The organism is Stenotrophomonas sp. UBA7606 (assembly GCF_002477705.1).
In the GTDB taxonomy this organism is placed as follows: Bacteria; Pseudomonadota; Gammaproteobacteria; order Xanthomonadales; family Xanthomonadaceae; genus Stenotrophomonas.
In genome coordinates this window covers 1-22,523 of record NZ_DLJW01000025.1, presented here as the reverse complement: position 1 = coordinate 22,523, position 22,523 = coordinate 1, and the positions used below count along the sequence as shown (strand labels likewise).

Genomic DNA, 22,523 nt, shown 5'->3' with positions numbered 1-22,523 from the left:
CTGATCGGCATCGCCTCCTCCGGCCCGCACTCCAACGGCTACTCGCTGGTGCGCCGCATCTATGAGCGCGCCGGCAGCCCGGCCGACCTGGTGCTGGAAGACGGCAGCAAGCTGGTTGACGCGCTGATGGCGCCGACCCGCCTGTACGTCAAGCCGCTGCTGTCGCTGCTCAAGACCCATGGCAGCGCCATCCACGGCATGGCCCACATCACCGGCGGTGGCCTGACCGAGAACATCATTCGCGTGGTGCCCGAAGGCCTGGGCCTGGACATCGACGCCACCAGCTGGACCCTGCCGCCGGTATTCCAGTGGCTGCAGCGCGAAGGCAATGTGGCCGACGCCGAGATGTGGCGAACCTTCAACTGTGGCATCGGTTTCGTGCTGCTGGTGCCGGCCGACCAGGTCGCCGCCGTCAATGCCTCGCTGGACGCCCTGCAGCTGCCCCATTGGCAGATCGGCAAGGTGGTTGAAGCGGTCGAAGGCAGCGAACGCGTGCGCATCGGCTGAGCCCGGCCAGCAAGGTTGCCACCCATGGACGCAGTCGACCTGCCTGCCACTTCCCCCGCCCCCACCGAAAACGACGCCAACCAGCTGCGGCTGCTGGCGATCTTCCACTACGTGGTGGCGGGGCTGACCGGGCTGTTCTCGCTTTTGCCGGTGCTGCACCTGGTGATGGGCCTGGCCATCGTCACCGGCAAGTTGCCGATGGAGTCGAATCCTCCGGGCGCAACCGGGCCCGACCCGGCGCTGTTTGGTTGGTTCTTCGTGATCTTCGCCGGGCTGGCCATTGCCTGCGGACTGACCCTGGCCGGCTTCATCGCCTATGCCGGGCGCTGCCTGATGCGGCGCCGGCGCTACCTGCTGTGCCAAGTGGTGGCCGCCCTCGCCTGCATGTTGATGCCGTTCGGTACCGTCCTGGGGGTCTTCACCCTGGTGGTGTTGATGCGCCCCTCCGTCAAGGCTGCCTTTGCTTGAGCAAGGCGGCAATTCCGTTCCCCCGACCGCTGGACCACCCCGCATGACCTCCCCCAAGAAAGCCGCCTTCCTCGGCGTGCTGGCGATCTTCCTCGCCACCTGGATCAAGCCGCTGTGGCCACTGGAACAGACACTGCACAGTTCACTGACCGTGATCGGCCTGGTAGCGCTGTGGTGGGTGGACCGGCGCTGGCGGCTGAGCAACGGCGCATTCGCGGCCATCTGCGGCTTCATCGCCCTGCATTGCATCGGCGCGCGCTGGCTGTACTCCAACATCCCCTATGACCAGTGGGCGCAGACCCTGTTCAATTGGTCACCAAATGCCACCTTTGGCTGGCAGCGCAATCATTTCGACCGCCTGATCCACTTTCTCTATGGGGTTTGCTTCACCCCTGCCCTGCTGCAACTCAGCCGCCATGCCTGGCCGGCGCTGCGCATCGGCCAGGCCTTCACCTTGGCGGTGATGGTGGTGATGTGCACCAGCCTGGCCTATGAGTGGCTGGAATGGGGCATCGCCCTGGCCCTGTCACCGGAAGCCGCCGAGGCCTACAACGGGCAGCAAGGCGACATCTGGGACGCCCATGCCGACATGCTGCTGGCAACCATCGGCGCCCTGCTGCTGTGGCCGCTGGCCAGGAAGATCGCACGATGAACCACACTGCCCGCCCAGCCCGTATTGCCGTGCTCGCCTCAGGCCGTGGCAGCAACCTGCAATGCCTGCTGGATGGCATCGCCACCGGCCAACTGCAGGCGGAGATTGTCGGGGTGTTCTCCGACAAGCCGGCAGCGCTGGCGCTGCAGAAGGTCCCCAGCGAGCGGCGGTGGGCGCGGCTGCCAAGGGATTTCGAAAGCCGCGAAGCCTTCGACCTCGCGCTGGGAGATGCACTGGACGCCTGTGCACCGGACTGGATCATCTGCGCCGGCTACATGCGTATCCTCGGCACCGACCTGGTACAGCGCTTCAACGGGCGCCTGGTGAACATCCACCCCTCACTGCTGCCCTTGTACAAGGGCCTGCATACCCATGCGCGCGCCCTGGCCGCTGGTGATGCCGAGCATGGCGCCAGCGTCCACTTCGTCGTACCTGAACTGGATGCAGGGGCCGTCATTGCCCAGGCCCGGGTGCCGGTGCTGGCCGGCGACAGCCCCGAATCGCTGGCGGCGCGGGTGCTGCAGGTGGAACACCCGCTGCTGCTGGCCAGCGTCCAGCTGCTGCTGTCATCCCGCTTAACTGAACAGGGGGGAGTGATCCAGCTCGACGGTCATTCCCTGTTTAGCCCATTGCGCCTAGATTCCGCCGGAACCCTTGCCTGATCGCGACATTCCGCTGATGTGCGCTCTGGCAGTATCCCTTTTCCCTCTACGCGTGGCGTGCATGAACCTTTCCTTCCTCAAGCCATTGCTGATCACCGCCGCCCTGGTCGCCCCGCTGGCCCAGGCGCAGCAGCAGGCCGAACCGGCGCCTGCCCCGGCGCCGCAGACCGTGGCCCTGCCCGCCATGGAATGGAACCCGCCGGCACTGGAACCGTTCGTTGCCACCTACCAGGCCTTCTACAAAGGCAAGGAAGCCGGCGACGCCACCATGCGCGTGGTCCACAGCAACGGCGAACAGTGGCGGGTTGACATGGCCGTGCGGGGCAAGCGTGGCTTTGCCGGGGTGCTGGGCCTGAACATCGAGCAGAGCACGGTGTTCAACAATGGAACCAGCATCTACACGCCACTGAGCCAGAGCACAGTGAAGAAGGCCCTGTTCATGGGCAAGAAGGTCACCGGCGTCTATGACTGGCAAGCCGGCAGCGCGCAGTGGCAGGGCGACCTGAAGAAGGAACGCCAACAGCCCATCCCTCTGCAGCGTGGCGATCAGAGCGCCTTGCTGTTGAATCTGTCGCTGATGCGCGATGCGCGCCCCGGCAAGGCACTGAGCTACCGATACGTCGACGTTGGCCGCGTGCGCCAGCACGAGTACCGCGCCGCCGATGCCACCGAGACGGTGCAGGTGGGCGACCTGAGCTACGACGCATTGCGCGTGTACCGCACCAATGGCGGCAACGACGAAACGATCCTGTGGATCGCCAATGGCGTGCCCACCCCCGTACGCATACTGCAACGCAAAGATGGCCAGGACGATATCGACCTGCGCCTGGTCGAATACCAAGGAGCCTGAGCATGAAGCACTTCCCCCGCCCGATGCGCATCCTCGCCGCCGCCACCCTGGCCCTCGCCAGCCTGCCGGCCCTGGCCATGGCTCCATTCACCGCCAATTACCAGGCCAGCTACATGGGCATGCAGGCCAATGGCGTGATGAGTGTGGCCGCTGAAGGTGACGGCCGCTGGCGCTACAGCCTGCAGATCAAGAACCCGATGGCCGACCTGAGCCAGAGCACCGTGTTTGATGAGCATGCCGGCAAGCTGCGCCCACTCAGCAGCCATGATCGCTCGGTGCTGCTGATCAAGCGCAAGCAGGTGGACGCGCGTTACGACTGGAACACCAACCAAGCCACCTGGACCGGCGACGTGAAGGAAGACCGGCGCGGCCCGATCCGCCTGCAGAACGGCGACATGGACGCATTGCTGATCAACCTGGCAATCGCCCGTGACCTGGCCGCCGGCCAACCGCTGACCTACCGCATGGTTGACGATGGTCGCATCAAGTCGATGACCTACCGGGTGATCGGCAAGGAAAACGTCACCGTTGGCGGCCAGAACCGCGAAGCCACCAAGGTATCGCGCGTTGATGGCGACAAGGAACAGATTGCCTGGATTGTGCCAGGCATGCCGGTGCCGGCCCGCCTGCTGCAGCGTGAAAAGGGCCAGGACGCGCTTGACCTGACCATCAAGTCGATCAACTGATAGCTCTCGCCCACCACCCCCTGCGCCCGGTCCGCCACGACCGGGCGTTTTCATGGATGACCCACATGTCCCCTACCCGTTCCCTTGCCCTGGTTTCTTTGAGCAGCGTCCTGCTGCTCGCCGTGACAGCCACCGATGCGCAGGCTGCCGTGCAGCGCTTTGATGGCCGCTACACCGCCAGCTACAAAGGCCTGACCGCCAGCGCGCGTATGACCATCACCCCGGCCCGCAACGGCACCTGGATGTACCTCACCACGGTTGACCACATGCTCGCCAACATGAGCCAGGCCACGGTGTTCCAGGAAGTCGGCAACCACTATCGACCGCTCGGTGGCAGTGATCGCAGCAGCTATGCCTCGGTCAAGCGCGGCGTCACCACCAGCTACAACTGGGCTACCGGCCAGGCCCGTTGGAGCGGCGATGTGAAGCCCAACCGCGCCGGCCCGGTAAGCCTGCAGAACGGCGACATGGACGCCCTGCTGATCAACCTCGCCTTGGCGCGCGACGTGCCGGCTGGCCGGCCGCTGTCCTACCGCATGGTCGAGAATGGACGCGCCCGCCCGATGAACTACCGGGTGATCGGCCGTGAGCGGGTCACCATCGGCGGCCGCAATTACGATGCCACCAAGGTCGCCCAGGGCGGCACCGAGAAGCAGACCATTGCCTGGATCGTCGCCGGCATACCGGCCCCCGTGCGCATCGTGCAGCGCGAGAACGGCGCCACCACGATCAGCCTGCAGATGAATTCCTGGTCGCATTGACCCTTGCTGGCCAGTGCATGGCAGCAGGCAGGCCACTGCACTACCGGCGCATACGGCCGTTCGCGGCCGCTCTGCCACGCATCGGGCCGGCGGCGACTGACCGCCGGCTCTGAGGATGCCAAGACCTACTCGGCGGCGCCCTTCTTGAACACAGTACGGCAATCGCGACGGAACTCCTCGCCGCTGCTGCGCCAGATGAAACTACGGCAATGGCGGCTGCCTTCCTCGCTGTCCTGCACCTTCACCGCGTAGAACGCCTGCAGGAACTCGTCGCGGCTGACCTGGCCATCGCCATTCCAGTCCATCTGTTCCTTTTCCACGCCCTGGGTGATGGCCACCCCGCTGTACCAGCCCCAGCCCAGCCAGGCCAGGGCCAGCAGCACCAGTGCCAGCAAGGCCTTGCGGCGCGGCGTGAAGCGGCCGCGCAGGATCATGCGACCCGCCGGATGCCGGCACCCAGCGCACCGAGCTTTTCTTCGATGTTCTCGTAGCCACGGTCCAGGTGGTAGATGCGGTCAATGCTGGTATCGCCGTCAGCCACCAGCCCAGCCAGGATCAGGCAGGCCGAGGCACGCAGGTCGGTCGCCATCACCGGGGCGCCGCTGAGCTTGTCGGCACCGCGCACGATCGCGGTATTGCCCTCGATCTGGATGTCAGCGCCCAGCCGCAGCAGTTCATTGACGTGCATGAAGCGGTTCTCGAAGATGGTTTCCTTGATCACGCCCACGCCTTCGGCCACGCAGTTCAGGGCCATGAACTGGGCCTGCATGTCGGTGGGGAACGCCGGGTGCGGCGCCGTGGTGATGTTCACCGCCTTCGGCCGCTTGCCATGCATGTCCAGGGTGATGCTGTCTTCGGTGGTGCTGATTTCCGCACCGGCCTCGACCAGCTTCTGCAGCACCGCATCCATTGTGTCCGGACGCGCGTTGCGGGCAACGATGCGGCCACCAGTCATCGCCGCAGCAACCAGGAAGGTGCCGGTTTCGATGCGATCGGGCAGTACCGCGTGGCGGCCACCATGCAGGCGATCCACGCCCTCGACCACCAGCCGCGAGGTCCCGATGCCTTCGATCTTCGCGCCGAGCGCCATCAGGCAGTGGGCCAGATCGGCCACTTCCGGTTCCATCGCGGCGTTCTCCAGCACGGTGGTGCCTTCAGCCAGCGCCGCAGCCATCAGCACGTTTTCAGTACCGGTAACGCTGACCATGTCGAACGTATAGCGACCGCCCTTCAGGCGCCCATCGACATGGGCCTTGATGAAGCCGTTCTCGACCGTGATGTGCGCGCCCAGCGCCTGCAGGCCCTTGATGTGCTGGTCCACCGGACGCGAGCCGATGGCGCAGCCGCCGGGCAGCGATACCTCGGCCTTGCCGAACTTGGCCAGCAACGGCCCCAGCACCAGCACCGAAGCACGCATGGTCTTGACCAGCTCATACGGCGCCACGTGCTGATCGACGGTACGCGGGTCCACCACCACGGCACTGCCACGGGACAGCGTGCCCTGGTCGATGGTGACCTTGGCACCCAGTTCGCCGAGCAGCTTCACCGTGGTGATCACGTCGTGCAGGTGCGGCACGTTGGTGATCTCAACGGGCGCATCCGCCAACAGGGTCGCGCACAGGATGGGCAGGACGGCGTTCTTGGCGCCGGAGATATGAACCTCACCGTTGAGCGTGTTACCGCCGGTGACTACGATTTTTGCCATGTATGAAGGCCAATGGTTTGGGTGGGGCGGTCCGGCTCAGCCGGCCTCGCCTGGAGTAAGGGTTTTGAGCGCGAGCGCATGGATGGCGCCGCCCATCAGGTCGCCCAGCGTCGCATAGACCATGCGGTGGCGGGCCAGCGGCAGCTTGCCGGCAAATGCCTCGCTGACCACCGTGGCCTCGAAATGCACGCCGTCTTCACCCTGCACGTCGGCACGGGCTCCCGGCAAGCCGGTTTCGATGAGGTTACGGATGGTGTCGGCGTCCAAGGCGCTTTCCTAATAAAATGGGGGTCCATTCTACTCTCCCCGGTGGCGTCCGCATGGCTGCTTCCCCGCTTTCCCTGGACACGCTGCAGGACGCCGCCTTGGTGGCCAGTGGCCGCAGGGTGTTCGAGATCGAGCGCGATGAACTGGACCGCGTGGGCGGCCGCATCGGCACCGATTTCGCCCGCGCCTGCCGCTTGATCCTGGGTTCGCGCGGCCGCGTGGTCACCACCGGCATGGGCAAATCCGGGCATATCGCACGCAAGATCGCCGCGACCATGGCCTCCACCGGCACCCCCTCCTTCTACGTGCACCCCGGTGAAGCCGGCCACGGCGACCTGGGCATGATCACCGAGGATGACGTGGTGCTGGCGCTGTCCTACTCCGGTGAGTCGGACGAAGTGCTGATGCTGCTGCCGGTGCTCAAGCGCCAGGGCAACGCCCTGATCTCGATGACCGGCAAACCCGAATCCAGCCTGGCCCGGGCCGCTGACGTGCATCTGGACGTCAATGTGGACAACGAAGCCTGCCCGTTGGCGCTGGCGCCAACCTCCAGCACCACCGCCTCGCTGGCGATGGGCGATGCGCTGGCGGTTGCCCTGCTCGACGCACGCGGCTTCACCGCCGACGATTTCGCCCGCTCGCACCCGGCCGGCAGCCTTGGCCGGCGCTTGCTGCTGCACATCACCGACGTGATGCACAGCGGCGATGAGCTGCCCAGCGTGGGTGAGGACGCCAGCCTCAGCCAGGCGCTGATGGAAATGAGCCGCAAGCGCCTGGGCATGACCGCCGTGGTCGATGCCCACGGCAGGCTGACCGGCCTGTTCACCGACGGCGACCTGCGCCGCGCCCTGGACACCGACATCGACGTACGCGCCGCCGGCATCGCCCAGGTGATGACCCGCAACCCGCGCACGATCGTCGCCGACCAGTTGGCGGTGGAAGCCGCGCGCCTGCTGGAGAAACACAAAATCAATGGTTTGATCGTGGTCGACGAGGCCAACAGGCCGGTCGGCGCCCTGAACATTCATGACCTGTTGCGGGCAAAAGTGGTTTAAACCCCGCACAATGACCCGTTCCGGGGATTCCCCGGCCAGCCGCAACGGACCGCCTGCAGATGCCCTACAACCCGCTCGACAAGTTCCCTCCCACGTTGCACGCCAAGGCTGCGGGCATCCGCATGGCCTGTTTCGACGTGGATGGCACGCTGACCGATGGCCGCCTGTACTACGACCACGCCGGCAACGAGAGCAAGGCGTATTACGTGCAGGACGGGCTGGGCCTGAAGCTGCTGCAGCAACATGGCATCCACCCGGTGCTGATCACCGCCCGCAACAGCCTGTCGGCACAGAAGCGCGGCGCCGACCTGGGCATCGACACCCAGATCGCCGTCGGCAACAAGCTGGCCAGCGTGCGCACCCTGTGTGAACAACACGGCATCGGCCTGGAACAGGTCGCCTTCCTCGGCGATGACCTGCCCGACCTTGCCCCGCTGTGTGCCGTCGGCCTTGCGGTGGCACCGGCCGATGCCCACCCCTGGATCGCCGAACGCGTGCACTGGCAAACCCGCAGCAAGGGCGGCCGTGGCGCCGCACGCGAGCTGTGCGACGTGCTGCTTGCAGCCCAGGGCAAGCTGGACGCGGTGCTGGCGAGGTACAGCGCATGAGCTGGCGTAGCGTGATCGGTGTGGCACTGCTGATTGCCGCCCTGGCCAGCGGCTGGTCGGCCTGGCGCAACCGCGCCAACGTGGTCCCCACCGCCGCCGAACAAGGCCGCTCGGACTATGTGCTGGGCGACTTCGAGATCATCAGCCTGGGCAAGGATGGCAAGGAGTCGATGACCCTGCGTGCGCCCTCGATGGAACGCAGCCGGGTGGATGAAACCTCCACCATCACCCAGCCGCTGTTCCTGCTGCCCGATGCCGCCGGCAACCATTGGCAGCTGCGTGCCGATACCGGCTGGGTCAGCGCCAAGGGCGAGGAAGTACGCCTGCGCGGCAACGTCAGTGGCGACAGCCCCAACGACGGCAAGACCCCGCCCACCACTTTCCGCACCGCCGAGCTGGACGTGCTGCCCAAGCAGGACCTGGCCCGCACCGACGGCCTGGTCACCATGACCCGCCCCGGCCTGGTCCAATCCGGGGTCGGCTTCCAGACGAATCTCAAGAACAAGCAGTACTCTCTCCATTCCCAGGTCAAGACCCGCTATGAACCCAATGCTGCCCGCTAAGCTCGCGTCGATCACCCTGCTCGCCGCCCTGCTCGCCCCTGGCGCGGTATGGGCCAAGGCCTCGGACCGCAACCAGCCGATGAACATCGAGGCGAACAACAACGACTGCGTGTTCACCGACAACGGCAAGTGCCAGTTCCGTGGCGACGTGGTCATCACCCAGGGCTCGCTGGAAATCCATGCCGATACCGCGGACGTGATCCAGCGCAATGGCGAGACCGAGCGGGTCATCCTCAGCGGCAAGCAGGCACGCCTGAAGCAGCAGATGGACGACAACACCTGGATGAACGCCCGCGCCGACAACATGGACTACAACGTCAACAGCGAGGTGATCATCCTCACCGGCAACTACAACGTCGAGTCCGAGCGCGGCACCAATGCCGGCCAGCGCATGGTCTACAACACCCGCACCGGCGCCATGCAGAGCGGTGGCGACGGCACCCGCGTGCGTACCGTGATCCAGCCCAAGAACAAGGCGCCGGCAGCGTCGGGAGACACGAAGTAATGCTCGTCGCCCAAGGCCTGCGCAAGCGCTACAAGAACCGCGAAGTCGTCAAGGACTTCGGCCTGACCCTGGAAGCCGGCGAAGTGGTCGGCCTGCTTGGCCCCAACGGCGCCGGCAAGACCACCTGCTTCTACATGATCGTCGGCCTGGTCGCCGCCGATGCCGGCAGCATCGTGCTCGACGGCCAGGACATCACCGCCGATGCGATGTATACCCGCGCCAAGCTCGGCGTGGGTTACCTGCCGCAGGAGCCTTCGGTGTTCCGCAAGCTGAGCGTGGCCGACAACATCCGCCTGGTGCTGGAGCTGCGCGAGGACCTGAATGCGGAAGGCCGCGAGCGCGAACTGAACTCGCTGCTGGAAGAACTGCAGATCAGCCATGTCGCCGACCAGCCCGGTGCCAGCCTGTCCGGTGGTGAGCGCCGCCGCTGTGAAATCGCGCGGGCACTTGCCGCCAAGCCGCGGCTGATCCTGCTCGATGAACCCTTCGCCGGCGTCGATCCGATTTCGGTCGGCGAGATCCAGCGCATCGTGACCCACCTCAAGCAACGCGGCATCGGCGTGCTGATCACCGACCACAACGTGCGTGAGACCTTGGGAATCTGCGACCGGGCGTATATCCTCGCTGAAGGCATGGTTCTTGCGCAGGGGGCGCCGGAACAGCTGCTGGCCAATACCGACGTCCGTCGCGTCTACCTGGGGGACGCTTTCACCCTCTGAGTCCGACGACGGGGCGGCACTGGCCCCCTTTCCCGGACGGAACAGGCATGAAGGCACGGCTGCAGACATCGATGGGGCAGAATCTGGTCATGACGCCACAGTTGCGTCAGGCCATCCGGCTCCTGCAGATGTCCACCACCGAGCTGGAACTGGAACTGGTCGAGGCAGTGGAGACCAACCCACTGCTGGAATGGGCCGAGAATGAAGGCGGCGACGACGACAGCCCCGCCAACACCAGCAGCGATGATGGCCCGGCCGATCCTGCCGAGGGTGACATCAACAGCGACAACGAAGACTGGGACGGCGCGCAGGAAGGCGTAGACGAAGACTGGGCCAGCCCCCGCAGCGGATCGTTCGACGACGATGACGGCAGCGGGCGCGAACAGGCCGCCGAGGCTGACAGCCTCGCCGACCACCTGCTCTGGCAGCTGCACCTCACCCACCTGGGTCCCCGCGACCGCGCCATCGGCGTGGCGTTGATCGACGCTCTGGACGAAGACGGCTACCTGCGCGAACCGCTCTCGACCATAGCCCAGACCCTGTGCCCGGAAATCCATGCCGACGAAGACGAGATCGTCGCCGTGCTGCGGCAGGTGCAGTGTTTTGACCCGGCAGGCGTCGGCGCACGTTCGTTGGGCGAATGCCTGACCCTGCAATTGGACACCCTGCCCAGCACAACTCCCGGCATGGCCCTGGCCCGGCACATTGCCACAGGCCCGTTGGAACGCCTGCCGCGCGCCGGCATCGCCGGCATCGCCCAGGAGCTCAAGCAGCCCCAGGCGGCGGTGGAAGAAGCCGTGCAGCTGCTGCGCTCGCTCGATCCCCGCCCCGGCAAGCAGCTGGGCGAGCTGTCATCGGACAACTATGTGGTACCCGACTGCGTGGTGTGGCGGCAACGCGGTGTGTGGCGCTGCGCGCTGGCCGGCCACGCCGGCCCCAGAGTGGTCATCAACCGCAGCTACGAACAGCTGATCCGCCGCTGTGGCGATGCCGATGCCAGCTACCTGCGCGCCCACCTGCAGGAGGCCCGCTGGCTGCTCAAAAGCCTGGAGGCCCGTGGCGAAACCCTGTTGCGGGTGGTCAACAGCCTGCTGCAGCACCAGGCCGGCTTCCTGGAGTTCGGCGAGCAGGCGCTGCGCCCGCTAACCCTGCGTGAAATCGCCGCCGAGCTGGAACTGCACGAATCGACGATTTCCCGTGCCATTGCCCGCAAATACGTACGCACACCACGCGGTACCCTGCCGTTGCGCGCGTTCTTTGCCTCGGGCATCGACACCGAAGGCGGCGGCGAGGCTTCCAGCACCGCCATCCAATCCATGATCCGCAACCTGATAGATGCGGAAAACCCGCGCAAACCGCTTTCTGACGCCAAGCTGGCCGAGATGCTCAAAACAAGTGGCATACCGGTAGCGCGACGCACCGTGGCGAAGTATCGTGAAGCCATGAACATCTCCGCCTCCCACGAACGCGTACGTATTGCCTGACGCATTTGCTGGTGGGGCGCAGGGTTCATGACGGCAACCCGAACCACAGGAGGAATCCGATGCGTATCGAGACGTATGGCCAGCAAGTTGAAGTCACGCCCGCCTTGAAGGAGTACGTGGAAACGAAGCTGGAAAGATTGGGCCGCCACTTTGACCAGCACTGCGAAGTGCGGGTGCAGTTGTCCACACGCAAACCCGACTATCTCGTCGTGGCCACGGTGAACCTCCCCGGCCGCACCCTCCATGCCGACGCCGCCGAGCCCACGATGTATGCGGCCATCGACGTACTGGCGGACAAGCTTGACCGGCTGGTCATCAAGCACAAGGAGAAGAATCTTCCCCATGCTTCGCATGCTCTGCGCGACAATGGCGCCTAGCCGCCATCACCCGCACCCCACATGCCGTTGACCGACCTCATGGCGGCCGTCAGTACCCAGGTACTTTCGGCCGCCGATCGTGACAGTACCCTGCTCGCCGCATCCCGCCTGCTCGCCTGCCGCGAAGCCGGGGCCGAGAGCCTCTTTGAAAGCCTGCGCGAACGCGAACGCGTGGGCAGTACCGCCATCGGCCATGGCATTGCCATCCCGCATGGGCGCTCCCCTACCCTGCAACAGCCCCGAGGCGCCCTGCTGCGGCTGCAGCAACCGGTGGATTTCGGCACCGGCGAGCCAGTGGACCTGGTGTTTGCCATGGCCGTACCCGAGCACTACACGCACCAACACCTGATGCTGCTGTCGGAACTGGCCGAGATGTTCTCCGACCCCGGCATCCGCCAGGCCTTGCGCCAGGCACCGGACGCCGACGCCCTGCAGCACATCGTCAGCAACCCGCAACAGGCACGCAGCGGATGAATACCAGCATCACGGCCCAGGAACTCTTCGACCAGCAGCGCGAAAAGCTGGACCTGCGCTGGGTTGCCGGCCAGGCCGGCGGCCAACGCGAGCTGGAGGCGGGCAATACCGTCTCCCGCCGCCCCTCGCTGGCCGGCTACCTCAACACCATCTATCCCAACAAAGTACAGATCCTCGGCACCGAGGAACTTACCTGGCTGGATTCGCTCGATGCCCGCCAGCGCTGGGAGGTGATCGAACGCATCATCCAGGCCCGGCCGCTGGCACTGGTGATCACCAAGAGCCACGGCTGCCCGGAAGACCTGCGCTCGGCCGCCGACGAATCACAGACCCCGTTGTGGGTGTCGCCACGGCGCGGCCATGAACTGCTCAACCACATCAGCTACCACCTGGCCCGCACCCTGGCACCGCGGGTGATCCTGCACGGCGTTTTCATGGAGATCTATTCCATCGGCGTGCTGATCACCGGCGAAGCAGGCTCGGGCAAGAGCGAGCTTGCGCTGGAGCTGCTGTCACGCGGGCACCGCCTGGTTGCCGACGACGCCCCTGAGTTCACCCAGATCGCCCCAGACGTACTGGATGGCACCTGTCCGGAACTGCTGCAGGATCTACTGGAAGTCCGAGGGCTTGGCGTACTGAATGTCCGACAGATGTTTGGTGACACTTCTGTAAAGAAGAACAAGTATCTTCGTCTGATCGTCCACCTGACCAAGCCCATGACCGAGCCCAGCAGCTATGGCTATGAGCGCCTGACCGGCGACTCGGGCAAACGCCACGTGCTGGACCTGGACGTGCCGCTGATCACCCTGCCGGTGATGCCGGGCCGCAACCTGGCCGTGCTCACCGAAGCCGCCACCCGACTGCACATCCTGCGCACCAAGGGCATCGACCCGGCGGCGATGTTCATCGCCCGCCACAGCAACCTGTTGGAGCAACGCAGCCCATGAACGTCCCGCTGTCACCGGTACTGGTCATCGTCAGTGGCCTGTCCGGCTCAGGCAAATCGGTCGCATTGAAGACCTTCGAGGACCTGGACTACTACTGCTCGGACAACATCCCGGTAAACCTGCTGCCGGAATTCGTGCGCAGCGTGCTGGGCCAGCGCGATGCGAACGGTCCACGCCGGATTGCCGTCGGCATCGACGTACGTGGCCGCAACGACCTGAGCCAGCTCGGCCAGTGGCGCAAGATCGCCACCGACTACGGCATCGACGCCCACCTGCTGTTCTTCGAGGCCGATGACGACACTCTGCTCGCCCGCTACGCCGACACCCGCCGCCGCCACCCGCTGAGCCAACTGGGCCTGTCGCTGCCCGAGGCCATCGCCCACGAGCGCAAGCTGACCGCACCGTTGCGCAACGAAGCCGATGCCGTCATCGATACCACCCGGCTCAACGTGCACCAGCTGCGGCGCCGCGTCATCACCGAGTTCGCGCTCGCGCAGCAGGGCAAGCTGTCGCTGCTGTTCGAGTCCTTTGCCTACAAGCGCGGCGTGCCGGCCGAGGCCGATTTCGTATTTGATGCGCGGGTGCTGCCCAACCCGCACTGGGACCCGGAGCTGCGCTCGCTGACCGGGCGCGACCGCGAGGTGCGCGAGTACCTGGACGCGCAGCCGGAAGTGGTGCGCTACGTCACCCAGCTGCAGGACCTGCTGGACACCTGGCTGCCCAAACTGGGCAGCGATACCCGCAGTTACGTCACCATCGCCTTCGGCTGCACCGGCGGCAAACACCGCTCGGTCTACCTCGCCGAGCGCCTTGCCCGGCATGCCCGCGAAACCGGCTGGCAGGACGTTGCCACCTTCCATCGCGAACAGGATTGAGCCCCAGTTGCCCAGCGCTGATACTCCCGTGCTGAATGGCACACAGAAGACAGATTTAAGCGCTATCGCGGACTTGCCCTGACCTGTTAACGTTCGGTCATGACCTGCGGCATTCTCCTTGTAACCCACCCTGGTGTTGGTACTTCCCTGCTGGAAGTAGCGACGACGTTGTTGCGGCAACTGCCGCTCAAAACCGAAGCGTTCGAAGTCCCTTTCGACGCCGACCTGGACGCCCTGCTGCCAGCGGCATCGGCGGCGATGCGACGTGTGGAAGGTGATGAAGGCGTGCTGGTGCTGACCGACCTGTACGGCGCCAGCCCCAGCAATCTGGCCGCCCGGCTGGCACGCTTGGGCACACCGGTACGCCGCGTGTCCGCGCTCAGCCTGCCGATGCTGCTGCGGGTAATGAACTATCCGGAACAGGGACTGGACCAACTGCCCGCCACTGCGGCGGCGGGCGCCCGCAATGGAGTCATCACCGACGATGCTTGAGAAAGAACTCATTGTTTCCAACCGGCTGGGCCTGCATGCCCGCGCCACCGCCAAGCTGGTGCAGGTGCTGTCCGGCTTCCGCGCCAATGCCACGCTGGTGGCCAAGGGCCGCGAGGTCAACGCCAAAAGCATCATGGGCGTGATGTTGCTGGCTGCCGCACAAGGCACGCCGGTGACGGTGCGCGTCGATGGCGAGGACGAGGCCGCCGCACTGGAGGCAGTTGCGGCCCTGTTCGAGCGTCGCTTCGACGAGGACAACTGATGCCCGCAGCCGCCCTGCCACCTGCGCACTCCCCACGGGAGCAACAGCCGTGACCCGGCTGCAGGGGCTGGCGGCTTCACGTGGCACGGCATTGGGCCGCGCCCGCGTGCGCCTGCCCCATGTGCAGGACGTTGGCGAAAAACGCATCGCCGCGGCAGCAGTGGAACAGGAGCTGGAACGCCTGCACCGCGCCACCGACGCTGCCCGCGCCGAGATGCGCGAGCTGCGTACCCGCCTGCAGGGCGCGTTGCCGGCCGAGGTGGGTGAGTTCCTCGACCTGCACGCCATGCTGCTGGACGACCCGGAACTGCTCAGCGCGCTGGACGAACTGGTACGCAGCAAGCGCTACAGCGCAGGCCATGCCCTGCGCGTGCAGCGCGACCGCCTTGCCCAGGTGTTCGAAGGCATGGAGGACGCCTACCTGAAAAGCCGGCTGGACGACCTGGACCATGTCATCGGCCGCATCCATTCCTTCCTGCACAAGCGCACCACCACGGTGAAAGGCCTGGCCGGGGAGATCCTGGTCTGCGAGAACGTGGCCCCGTCCGAGCTGGCACAGCTGCAGTCGCAAGGCGTGGTCGGCATCATCAGCAGTGCGGGCAGTGTGCTCTCGCACAGCGCCATCCTTGCCCGCAGCCTGCACATGCCCTTGGTGGTTGGTGCCAGCGCGGTGCTGCAGAAGGTGAACGATGGCGACGTGCTGATCGTTGACGGTGCCAGTGGCGAGATCGTGCTTGACCCCGGCCCGGCCGACCTGCGCCAGTACCGCGCCCGCCAGCGCGAACTGGCACGCGAACAGCGCGAGCTTGGGCGCCTGCGTGGCAAGCCCACCCGCACCGTCGACGGGGTGGAGATCACCCTGCTGGCCAATGCCGAGTCGGCCGAGGACGTCACCCAGGCCCATGCGCTGGGCGCACGCGGCCTGGGCCTGTACCGCACCGAGTTCCTGTTCCTGCAGCGCAACCAGCTGCCGAACGAAGACGAGCAGTTCCGTATCTACCGCGACACCGTGCTGGGCATGAGTGGCCGGCCGGTGACCATCCGCACCCTGGACCTGGGCGCGGACAAGGCCGACCGCACCGGGCTGGTGATGGGCAGCGAGGAAAACCCGGCCCTGGGCCTGCGCGGGGTACGCCTGTCGCTGGCCAAGCCCAAGGTGTCCGACACCCAACTGCGGGCCATCCTGCGCGCCTCCGGCTACGGGCCGATCCGCATCCTGATTCCGATGCTGACCACCCGCGAGGAGATCATGGCCGTGCGCCGGCGCCTGTCGCGCCTGGCCGCCCTGCTGCGCAATGAAGGCCATGAGATTTCCGACACCATCCAGGTCGGGGCGATGATCGAGGTGCCGGCGGCGGCGTTCGCGCTGGACACCTTCATCGACCAGGTCGACTTCCTGTCGATCGGCACCAATGACCTTGTGCAGTACCTGCTGGCTGCGGACCGCAACAACGAGGCCGTGTCCGAGCTGTACTCGCCCCTGCATCCGGCGGTGTTGCGACTGCTGGCACATGTCATCGACACCGCACGGCGCAATGACACGCCCGTGGCGGTCTGCGGCGAGATTGCCGGTGACGCGCGCATGACCGCCTTGTTGCTGGCCTTGGGCTTGACCGAGTTCAGCCTGCACCCGGGCACGCTGCTGGAAGTACGCCGGGCCATCCGCGGGCTGGACCTGACCGCCCTGCGCGCGCAGGCCCCGCAACTGCTGGCCGCGCGCGACCGCCGCGGCATCGAGCGCTGGATAAACGCCACCGCGCAGGGCTGATGCGCAAAAAGCGTGTGCAAAGGCCGCCACTTGCACGCGATAATGACGGGCTGAACACCTCCGGTGGCGCATGCTTGCCCCGGATATAGCGGCCATTTCACTTCCGGGAGCTGCGCATGGCCGAAGCCGTACGCCACGACAAGACCGCACGCCAGCTACGACTGCTTTCCGATGCGCTTGATAGTGGCCGGCTGGGGCCGGTACGCCGCCTGGTCAACACCTTGTCGCCGGCCGAAATCGGCAACCTGCTCGAATCGCTGCCACCGGGCAAGCGCGAGGTGGTGTGGGGCCTGGTCGACGCCGAGGACGATGGCGAGGTGCTGGTGCATGTTGGCGACGACGTGCGCGAAAGCCTGCTGGCGGACATGGACCCGGACGAAATCATCGCCGCGGTCGAAGACCTGGACATCGATGACCTTGCGGACCTGGTCGAAGACCTGCCCGACACCGTCATCGACGAAGTCCTCAAGTCGATGGACCGCGAGAACCGCGAGCGCCTGGAGCAGGTGCTGTCCTATCCCGAGGACACCGCCGGGCGCCTGATGAACCCCGACGTGGTCACGGTGCGCGCCGACGTCAACGTCGACGTGGTGCTGCGCTACCTGCGCCTGCGCGGTGAACTGCCCGACCACACCGACTACCTGTTCGTGGTCAGCCGGCGCCACCAATACCTGGGCCGGCTGTCGCTGGCCGCGCTGGTCACGCATGAAGACACCACTCCGATCAATCGCCTGATCGACGACGAACAGCCGGCCATCGATGTGGGCGAAAGCGCCGACGAAGTTGCCCGCCAATTCTCCGACCATGACTGGGTGTCGGCACCGGTGGTGGATGACAACAACATCCTGATCGGCCGCATCACCATCGATGACGTGGTGGACATCATCCGCGGCCAGGCCGAGCACCAGGTGCTGGGCGCGGCGGGTCTGGACGAGGACGAGGATCTGTTCAGCCCGGTCTGGCGTGCGATGCGACGCCGCCTGATGTGGCTGTCGATCAATCTGTGTACCGCCTTCCTCGCTTCCAGCGTGGTGGGCCACTTTGAAGGCACCATCGACAAGCTGGTGGCACTGGCAGTGCTGATGCCCATTGTCGCCGGCCTCGGTGGCAACGCCGGCACCCAGGTGCTGGCGCTGATGATCCGCGGCCTGGCACTGGGCCAGGTGGGTGCTTCCAACGCCCGCACGCTGCTGTGGAAAGAGCTGCGCGTGGCCCTGCTCAACGGCCTGATGCTGGGCACGATCCTGGGCCTGATCGTGCTGGCCTGGTTCCACATGCCCGGGCTGTCGCTGGTGATCGCCGCGGCGTTGACCTTCAATCTGCTGTTTGCCGCCACTGCCGGCGTGCTGGTGCCGCTGACACTGAAACGGCTGGGCTTCGATCCGGCGCTGGCCAGCGGCATTTTTCTGACCGCGGTGACCGACACCATGGGCTTCTTCACCTTCCTTGGCCTGGCCACGCTGGTGCTGTTGCACTGATTGCGAGACGTAGCCCGGGCAAGCGCAAGCGCACCCGGGACTCTGCACCAACAACTTCCAAGTGCGCCTGCGCTTACCCGGGCTACACTTGCCTGCCCTTGTTCCAGGCCTGCCCATGACCATCACCGTCAACGATTACTACCAACCCGGTTGGCGCGAGCATGCCCACCACTGCCCGGCCTGCGAATGGCAGGGCAGCTCACGGCAGATGGAGATGGAGCTGCACGACGAGCAGACCGAGTACAGCTGCCCGCACTGCGAATTTCCGATCCTGGTCGTGCAACATCCCGACCTTGCGCAAGTGCAGGCGGCCGCCGCAGCCGGCAATGAGGAAGCCCAGCAGCAACTGGCGATCCTGGCGATGGCCCCGCGCCCCCCGGCTGCCGATCACTGAGGGAGCTGCTGCAAACGCGCATGCAGCGGCGGCGGTTCCACGCTAGGCTCATGCCAACGCCGCTACGCAAGGATGGGCATGCGTCATCTGTTTCTGCTGTGCCTGTTGGGCGCCTGTCTGCCGGCAATGGCGCAAAGCCAGACCGGCCCCTCACGCCTGAGCACCACCCCACTATTGTCGCACCAAGCCGAGCCCGCACTTGGCAAGGAGCTGCGCGCATCCGTGTCGCAGGCGACCCAACGCAACCTCAACGGTGAGCACGCCAAGGCGTTGGATACGCTGCACGAGGTCGCGCTGCAATGCGACGCCTACCGCTCAGCGCCCGGACGGCAGGTACTGAGCTTCCGCACCCAGCGTCAATACGAGCTCTATCTGCGTGAGAGCGGTAATGGTGAGCCCGTGGACTGGCTGGACCTGGCCTGCGCCAATGCCTACACCCAGTTGGGCTACATTGCGGTGGAGAAGAAGGACATAGAGCAGGCCCTACGCTGGCTGGACAAAGCCCATGCCACCGCGCCATACGAAGCCGAGCCTTTGACCGAGCGCGGCGCCGCACTGATACAGCGCAAGGACTGGGCCGCCGCACTGGACAGCTACCAACGCGCCCTTGCCCTGACCCGTACCCACCCGGAAGCAGCCTATGCCGAAGCACTTGCCCTGCGCGGCACCGGCTTTGCACAGATCGAGCTGGGTGATCTGGCCGCAGCACAGGCGGCCTATGAAAAATCACTGGAACTGGAACCCGACAACAAGATCGCCAACAACGAGCTGACGTACATCAAGCAGTTGCGCGAGCGCCAGGAAGCGACACCTTGAACGCGGCGTAGTGCCGAGCCATGCTCGGCAGGGGCATTCCCGGCAATCCCCCAGCAGTTGGAAACCGCCCAAGCTGCAAAACCCAAAGCTGCCTGAAAGCCCCAAAAAGCCAACCCCTCCCCAGCCCTCCCCTTGCTTGCGCAAAGGGAGGGAGCGTAGTGCCGAGCCCTGCTCGGCAGAGGCATTACCGGCAATCCACCAGCAGTCGACAACCGCCCAAAGCGCAAGATCCCAAGCTCTCTGAAAGCCCCAAAAAGCCCCCCCTTCCCAGCCCTCCCCTTGCTTGCGCAAAGGGAGGGGGCAGGACGTCAACCCAGCAGGGTTTCCAGTACCGCCATGCGCACGGCTACGCCGTTGGCAACCTGGCGCAGTACCCACGACTGCGGGCCATCGGCCACCTCGTCGGTAACTTCCACGCCGCGGTTGATCGGACCCGGGTGCAGCACCGCTGCGTCCTTGGCTGCACGCTGCAGGCGCGCGCTGTCGAGGCCGTACTGCGCGTGGTATTGCTCCAGCGAAGGCACCAGCCCTTCTTCCATGCGCTCGCGCTGCAGGCGCAGCATCATCAGCGCGTCGCAGCCTTCCAGCATGGCGTCAAAGTCCTGGCCTACCACGCACCCGTTGAGGGTTTCATCGTCCGGCAGCAACGACTGCGGGCCGCAGACGCGGATCTCGCCCACGCCCAGGGTGCGCATCGCCTGCAGGTCGGTGCGGGCCACGCGCGAATGCTTCACGTCGCCGACGATCACCACTTTCAGCTTGGAAAAATCAGGGCCCTTGGCCTGGCGCAGGGTCAGCATGTCCAGCAGGCCCTGGGTGGGGTGCGCGCTGCGGCCGTCGCCGGCATTGACCAGCGCCGTGCCCTCACCTGCGGCGGCGGCCAGTTCGGCCACGGCACCATCGTCCGGGTGGCGGATGACGAAACCGCGCACGCCCATGGCTTCCAGGTTCTTCAGCGTGTCGCAGGCGGTTTCGCCCTTGCGTGTGGACGAGGTGGACGCATCGAAATTCAATACATCCGCTCCCAGCCGCTGCGCCGCCAGCTGGAACGAACTGCGGGTGCGGGTGGAGGGTTCAAAGAACAGCGTGCACACGGCGGTGCCGGCCAATACGCCGCGCTTGTTGCTGATGCGGCCGACGGCGGCGTCGCGGATCTGCCCGGCACGGTCCAGCAACTGCAGCAAGGTCTCACGGGGCAAACCATCCAGGGTCAGCAGGTGGCGCAGGCGTCCTTGGTCATCAAGTTGCGAAGAAGTCATGGCGGGGTCTTCGGAGGTCAGGAAATGGGGGTGGCTTCGTGCGGTGCGGACAGCCAGCGTTCGATGATGACGGCAGCAGCCACCGCATCCAGGTTGGCGGCATCGCGGCGGCGCTTGCGGCCTTCCGCGCGCTCCACGGCAAAGCGCTGCGCGGCTTCCACCGAGCTGGAACGCTCGTCCACCAGCAGCACCGGCACCTTGTAGCGCTGCTGCAACTGCCGGGCAAAGGTATGCGCGCGCTCGCGGTTGGGTTGGTCTTCGCCTTCCAGGGTGAGCGGGTCGCCGACGATCATGCCCTGCGGCCGCCATTCCTTGTGCAGGCGGTCCAGCGTATTCCAGTCCGGGCCGTTGCCGTGCACATCGACCACGGCGATGGCGCGCGCACCAACACCCAATGAGCTGCCGATTGCGACCCCAATGCGCCGCGAGCCGACGTCGAAGCCGAGCACCGTGCTATCGGTGGAGAGCATTGCCGACTCAGGCATGACCGCTATACCCGGTCAGCCGGAACAGATCCACGCCGATCCGCGAGGCGGCCAACTGCCAGCGCTCATCCAGCGGGGTGGCAAACAGCACCGCGGCATCGGCCGGCACGGTCAGCCAGCTGTTCTCGGCCAGCTCCTGCTCCATCTGCCCGGCGCCCCAGCCAGCGCAGCCCAGGGTCACCAGCGCGTTGCGCGGCCCCTCGCCACGGGCCATGGCCTCAAGAATGTCGCGCGAGGTGGTCAGGTACAAGCCATCGGCCACTTTCAGGCTGGAATCCCAGCTGCGGGCATCGTCGTGGATGACGAAGCCGCGCTCGGTATGTACCGGCCCACCGTTGAGCACCGGCACCGCGCGCAGGTCGTGGTCATCGGTGTCGATGTCCATCTGCGCGAACACATCGCCCAGGGTGAAATCGGAGACCTGGTTGACCACCACGCCCATGGCGCCGTTGTCGTCGTGCTGGCAGATCAGCGCCACGCTGCGGGCGAACAACGGGTCGGCCAGTGATGGCAGGGCCACCAGCAGGTGGTTGGCAAGAGGGGGCGACAGCGCAGACATGTGCCCATTCTAACGGCTGCGACGGTTCAGGGCTTGCCCGGCGATAATCGAGGCATTCTCCCTCTGGCGGCCACCATGTCCAGCTACTGCGATTTCGCCCCGGGCCATCCGGTCCACGCCGACTATCACGCCAATGAATATGGGTTCCCGCAGCGGGACGAGCACGAGCTGTTCGAGCGCCTGCTGCTGGAGATCAACCAGGCAGGTTTGAGTTGGGAAACCATCCTGCGCAAGCGTGAGGGCTTTCGCGCGGCCTACAGCGGCTTTGACGTGGATGCGGTGGCCGCCTACGGCGAGGACGACATTGCCCGGCTGATGGCCGACGCGGCAATCATCCGTAACCGGCTCAAGGTACTGGCTGCCATCCACAACGCCCAGGTGATCCAGGGCCTGCGTGCATCGCATGGCGGGTTTGCGTCATGGCTGGATGCGCATCATCCGTTGCCCAAGGCCGATTGGGTGAAGCTGTTCAAGAAGACCTTCCGGTTTACCGGCGGCGAGATTACTGGCGAATTTCTGATGAGCCTGGGTTACCTGCCGGGCGCACATCGCGCCGATTGCCCGGTGATGGTGCGGATTGCCGCGGTTGGGCCGGCCTGGATGCAGGGCTAGGGTTGGTTGCGGGGGAAAGCAGGAGAAAGCGCAAAAGCACCCCTCCCCGGCCCTCCCCTTCGCTGCGCGAAAGGGAGGGGGAATAGCGTGCCTTGCGTTGGTTTGGCCTTTGGCTTTGGCTTTGGCTTTGGCTTTTGCTCTGGCTCTGGCTTTGGTTGTGGCTTCGGTCCCTCCCTTTCGCGCAGCGAAGGGGAGGGTTCGGGAGGGGTGCAGTTGATCTTGATCTTGATCTT

The 22,523-nt window shown here is 65.8% G+C and carries 30 protein-coding genes; 24 read left to right on the top strand and 6 right to left on the bottom strand.

The window, feature by feature from the left end; genetic code table 11:
* The 7 genes from B2527_RS04120 to B2527_RS04090 form a co-directional block, all read left to right on the top strand.
* Positions 1-507: phosphoribosylformylglycinamidine cyclo-ligase (locus B2527_RS04120; RefSeq protein WP_293706276.1), on the top strand; the 507-nt coding region annotated here is incomplete at its 5' end.
* Positions 508-531: 24 nt separating this feature from the next.
* Complete coding sequence (locus B2527_RS04115; protein ID WP_293706275.1) at positions 532-975, top strand: hypothetical protein; 444 nt, start codon at positions 532-534, stop codon at positions 973-975.
* Positions 976-1,018: 43 nt separating this feature from the next.
* Positions 1,019-1,627: a DUF2238 domain-containing protein gene (locus B2527_RS04110; RefSeq protein ID WP_293706274.1), complete on the top strand. Its 609-nt coding sequence runs from the start codon at positions 1,019-1,021 to the stop codon at positions 1,625-1,627.
* Positions 1,624-2,289: a phosphoribosylglycinamide formyltransferase gene (gene purN, locus B2527_RS04105; RefSeq protein ID WP_293706273.1), complete on the top strand. Its 666-nt coding sequence runs from the start codon at positions 1,624-1,626 to the stop codon at positions 2,287-2,289. Before B2527_RS04110 ends, purN begins: the two co-directional genes overlap by 4 nt.
* Positions 2,290-2,350: 61 nt before the next feature.
* Positions 2,351-3,139: a DUF3108 domain-containing protein gene (locus B2527_RS04100; RefSeq protein ID WP_293706272.1), complete on the top strand. Its 789-nt coding sequence runs from the start codon at positions 2,351-2,353 to the stop codon at positions 3,137-3,139.
* 2 nt (positions 3,140-3,141) lie between these two features.
* Positions 3,142-3,825 carry a DUF3108 domain-containing protein gene (locus B2527_RS04095; protein WP_293706271.1) on the top strand — a complete coding sequence of 228 codons (684 nt, stop codon included), beginning with the start codon at positions 3,142-3,144 and terminating at the stop codon, positions 3,823-3,825.
* A 65-nt stretch (positions 3,826-3,890) separates the two neighbouring features.
* Positions 3,891-4,586 carry a DUF3108 domain-containing protein gene (locus tag B2527_RS04090; RefSeq protein ID WP_293706270.1) on the top strand — a complete coding sequence of 232 codons (696 nt, stop codon included), beginning with the start codon at positions 3,891-3,893 and terminating at the stop codon, positions 4,584-4,586.
* 125 nt (positions 4,587-4,711) lie between these two features.
* On the opposite strand, the gene B2527_RS04085 is transcribed toward B2527_RS04090, so the two are convergent.
* The 3 genes from B2527_RS04085 to B2527_RS04075 are packed head-to-tail and all read right to left on the bottom strand — an operon-like array spanning position 4,712 to position 6,558.
* Positions 4,712-5,020 (bottom strand): EF-hand domain-containing protein, encoded by a 309-nt coding sequence (locus B2527_RS04085; RefSeq protein ID WP_293706269.1) that lies wholly within the window; start codon positions 5,018-5,020, stop codon positions 4,712-4,714.
* Positions 5,017-6,291, bottom strand: a complete 1,275-nt coding sequence (gene murA, locus B2527_RS04080) for a UDP-N-acetylglucosamine 1-carboxyvinyltransferase (protein ID WP_293706268.1) — start codon at positions 6,289-6,291, stop codon at positions 5,017-5,019. Before murA ends, B2527_RS04085 begins: the two co-directional genes overlap by 4 nt.
* 36 nt (positions 6,292-6,327) lie before the next feature.
* A complete protein-coding gene (locus tag B2527_RS04075) occupies positions 6,328-6,558 on the bottom strand; it encodes a BolA family protein (protein WP_293706267.1) in 231 nt (76 codons plus the stop codon).
* Between the two features lie 53 nt (positions 6,559-6,611).
* On the opposite strand from B2527_RS04075, the gene B2527_RS04070 reads away from it, so the two are divergent.
* The 16 genes from B2527_RS04070 to B2527_RS03995 all read left to right on the top strand — a co-directional run bounded on the left by B2527_RS04070 (position 6,612) and on the right by B2527_RS03995 (position 19,375).
* Positions 6,612-7,613: a KpsF/GutQ family sugar-phosphate isomerase gene (locus B2527_RS04070; RefSeq protein ID WP_293706266.1), complete on the top strand. Its 1,002-nt coding sequence runs from the start codon at positions 6,612-6,614 to the stop codon at positions 7,611-7,613.
* A gap of 59 nt (positions 7,614-7,672) precedes the next feature.
* Complete coding sequence (locus tag B2527_RS04065; RefSeq protein WP_293706265.1) at positions 7,673-8,221, top strand: KdsC family phosphatase; 549 nt, start codon at positions 7,673-7,675, stop codon at positions 8,219-8,221.
* The gene (lptC, locus tag B2527_RS04060; protein ID WP_293706264.1) at positions 8,218-8,784 is read left to right on the top strand and encodes an LPS export ABC transporter periplasmic protein LptC; all 567 of its coding nucleotides are present in this window, start codon (positions 8,218-8,220) and stop codon (positions 8,782-8,784) included. The genes B2527_RS04065 and lptC overlap by 4 nt, the downstream gene beginning before the upstream one ends.
* The gene (gene lptA / locus B2527_RS04055; RefSeq protein WP_293706263.1) at positions 8,762-9,289 is read left to right on the top strand and encodes a lipopolysaccharide transport periplasmic protein LptA; all 528 of its coding nucleotides are present in this window, start codon (positions 8,762-8,764) and stop codon (positions 9,287-9,289) included. Before lptC ends, lptA begins: the two co-directional genes overlap by 23 nt.
* Entirely contained in the window at positions 9,289-10,008 is a 720-nt protein-coding gene (gene lptB / locus B2527_RS04050) for an LPS export ABC transporter ATP-binding protein (protein ID WP_293706262.1), read from the top strand. Before lptA ends, lptB begins: the two co-directional genes overlap by 1 nt.
* Before the next feature lie 47 nt (positions 10,009-10,055).
* Positions 10,056-11,492, top strand: a complete 1,437-nt coding sequence (locus B2527_RS04045; protein ID WP_293706261.1) for an RNA polymerase factor sigma-54 — start codon at positions 10,056-10,058, stop codon at positions 11,490-11,492.
* Between the two features lie 59 nt (positions 11,493-11,551).
* A complete protein-coding gene (gene hpf / locus B2527_RS04040; RefSeq protein WP_293706260.1) occupies positions 11,552-11,869 on the top strand; it encodes a ribosome hibernation-promoting factor, HPF/YfiA family in 318 nt (105 codons plus the stop codon).
* Positions 11,870-11,890: 21 nt separating this feature from the next.
* Complete coding sequence (locus B2527_RS04035) at positions 11,891-12,343, top strand: PTS sugar transporter subunit IIA (protein WP_293706259.1); 453 nt, start codon at positions 11,891-11,893, stop codon at positions 12,341-12,343.
* Entirely contained in the window at positions 12,340-13,290 is a 951-nt protein-coding gene (gene hprK / locus B2527_RS04030; RefSeq protein WP_293706258.1) for an HPr(Ser) kinase/phosphatase, read from the top strand. Before B2527_RS04035 ends, hprK begins: the two co-directional genes overlap by 4 nt.
* Positions 13,287-14,165: an RNase adapter RapZ gene (gene rapZ, locus B2527_RS04025; RefSeq protein WP_293706257.1), complete on the top strand. Its 879-nt coding sequence runs from the start codon at positions 13,287-13,289 to the stop codon at positions 14,163-14,165. Before hprK ends, rapZ begins: the two co-directional genes overlap by 4 nt.
* A 99-nt stretch (positions 14,166-14,264) precedes the next feature.
* Complete coding sequence (locus tag B2527_RS04020; RefSeq protein ID WP_293706256.1) at positions 14,265-14,657, top strand: PTS sugar transporter subunit IIA; 393 nt, start codon at positions 14,265-14,267, stop codon at positions 14,655-14,657.
* Positions 14,650-14,919, top strand: a complete 270-nt coding sequence (locus B2527_RS04015) for an HPr family phosphocarrier protein (RefSeq protein WP_293706255.1) — start codon at positions 14,650-14,652, stop codon at positions 14,917-14,919. The genes B2527_RS04020 and B2527_RS04015 overlap by 8 nt, the downstream gene beginning before the upstream one ends.
* A gap of 49 nt (positions 14,920-14,968) precedes the next feature.
* Entirely contained in the window at positions 14,969-16,687 is a 1,719-nt protein-coding gene (gene ptsP / locus B2527_RS04010; RefSeq protein WP_293706254.1) for a phosphoenolpyruvate--protein phosphotransferase, read from the top strand.
* Positions 16,688-16,803: 116 nt separating this feature from the next.
* Positions 16,804-18,165 (top strand): magnesium transporter, encoded by a 1,362-nt coding sequence (mgtE, locus tag B2527_RS04005; RefSeq protein ID WP_293706253.1) that lies wholly within the window; start codon positions 16,804-16,806, stop codon positions 18,163-18,165.
* A gap of 115 nt (positions 18,166-18,280) precedes the next feature.
* Positions 18,281-18,559 carry a hypothetical protein gene (locus tag B2527_RS04000; protein WP_293706252.1) on the top strand — a complete coding sequence of 93 codons (279 nt, stop codon included), beginning with the start codon at positions 18,281-18,283 and terminating at the stop codon, positions 18,557-18,559.
* 78 nt (positions 18,560-18,637) lie between these two features.
* Complete coding sequence (locus tag B2527_RS03995) at positions 18,638-19,375, top strand: tetratricopeptide repeat protein (RefSeq protein ID WP_293706251.1); 738 nt, start codon at positions 18,638-18,640, stop codon at positions 19,373-19,375.
* Between the two features lie 308 nt (positions 19,376-19,683).
* Here the strand turns inward: B2527_RS03995 and B2527_RS03990 are convergent, their stop codons facing one another.
* From B2527_RS03990 to B2527_RS03980, 3 genes are read right to left on the bottom strand one after another with little or no spacing between them, the layout of a single operon-like run.
* Positions 19,684-20,634, bottom strand: coding sequence for an aspartate carbamoyltransferase catalytic subunit (locus B2527_RS03990; RefSeq protein ID WP_293706250.1), 951 nt, complete (start codon positions 20,632-20,634; stop codon positions 19,684-19,686).
* A gap of 17 nt (positions 20,635-20,651) precedes the next feature.
* Positions 20,652-21,119 carry a Holliday junction resolvase RuvX gene (gene ruvX, locus B2527_RS03985; protein ID WP_293706249.1) on the bottom strand — a complete coding sequence of 156 codons (468 nt, stop codon included), beginning with the start codon at positions 21,117-21,119 and terminating at the stop codon, positions 20,652-20,654.
* The gene (locus B2527_RS03980; protein WP_293706248.1) at positions 21,112-21,678 is read right to left on the bottom strand and encodes a YqgE/AlgH family protein; all 567 of its coding nucleotides are present in this window, start codon (positions 21,676-21,678) and stop codon (positions 21,112-21,114) included. The genes ruvX and B2527_RS03980 overlap by 8 nt, the downstream gene beginning before the upstream one ends.
* Before the next feature lie 75 nt (positions 21,679-21,753).
* On the opposite strand from B2527_RS03980, the gene B2527_RS03975 reads away from it, so the two are divergent.
* On the top strand, positions 21,754-22,290 hold the full coding sequence (locus B2527_RS03975) for a DNA-3-methyladenine glycosylase I (protein WP_293706247.1): 537 nt from the start codon (positions 21,754-21,756) through the stop codon (positions 22,288-22,290).
* The last annotated feature ends 233 nt before the right edge of the window (positions 22,291-22,523 follow it).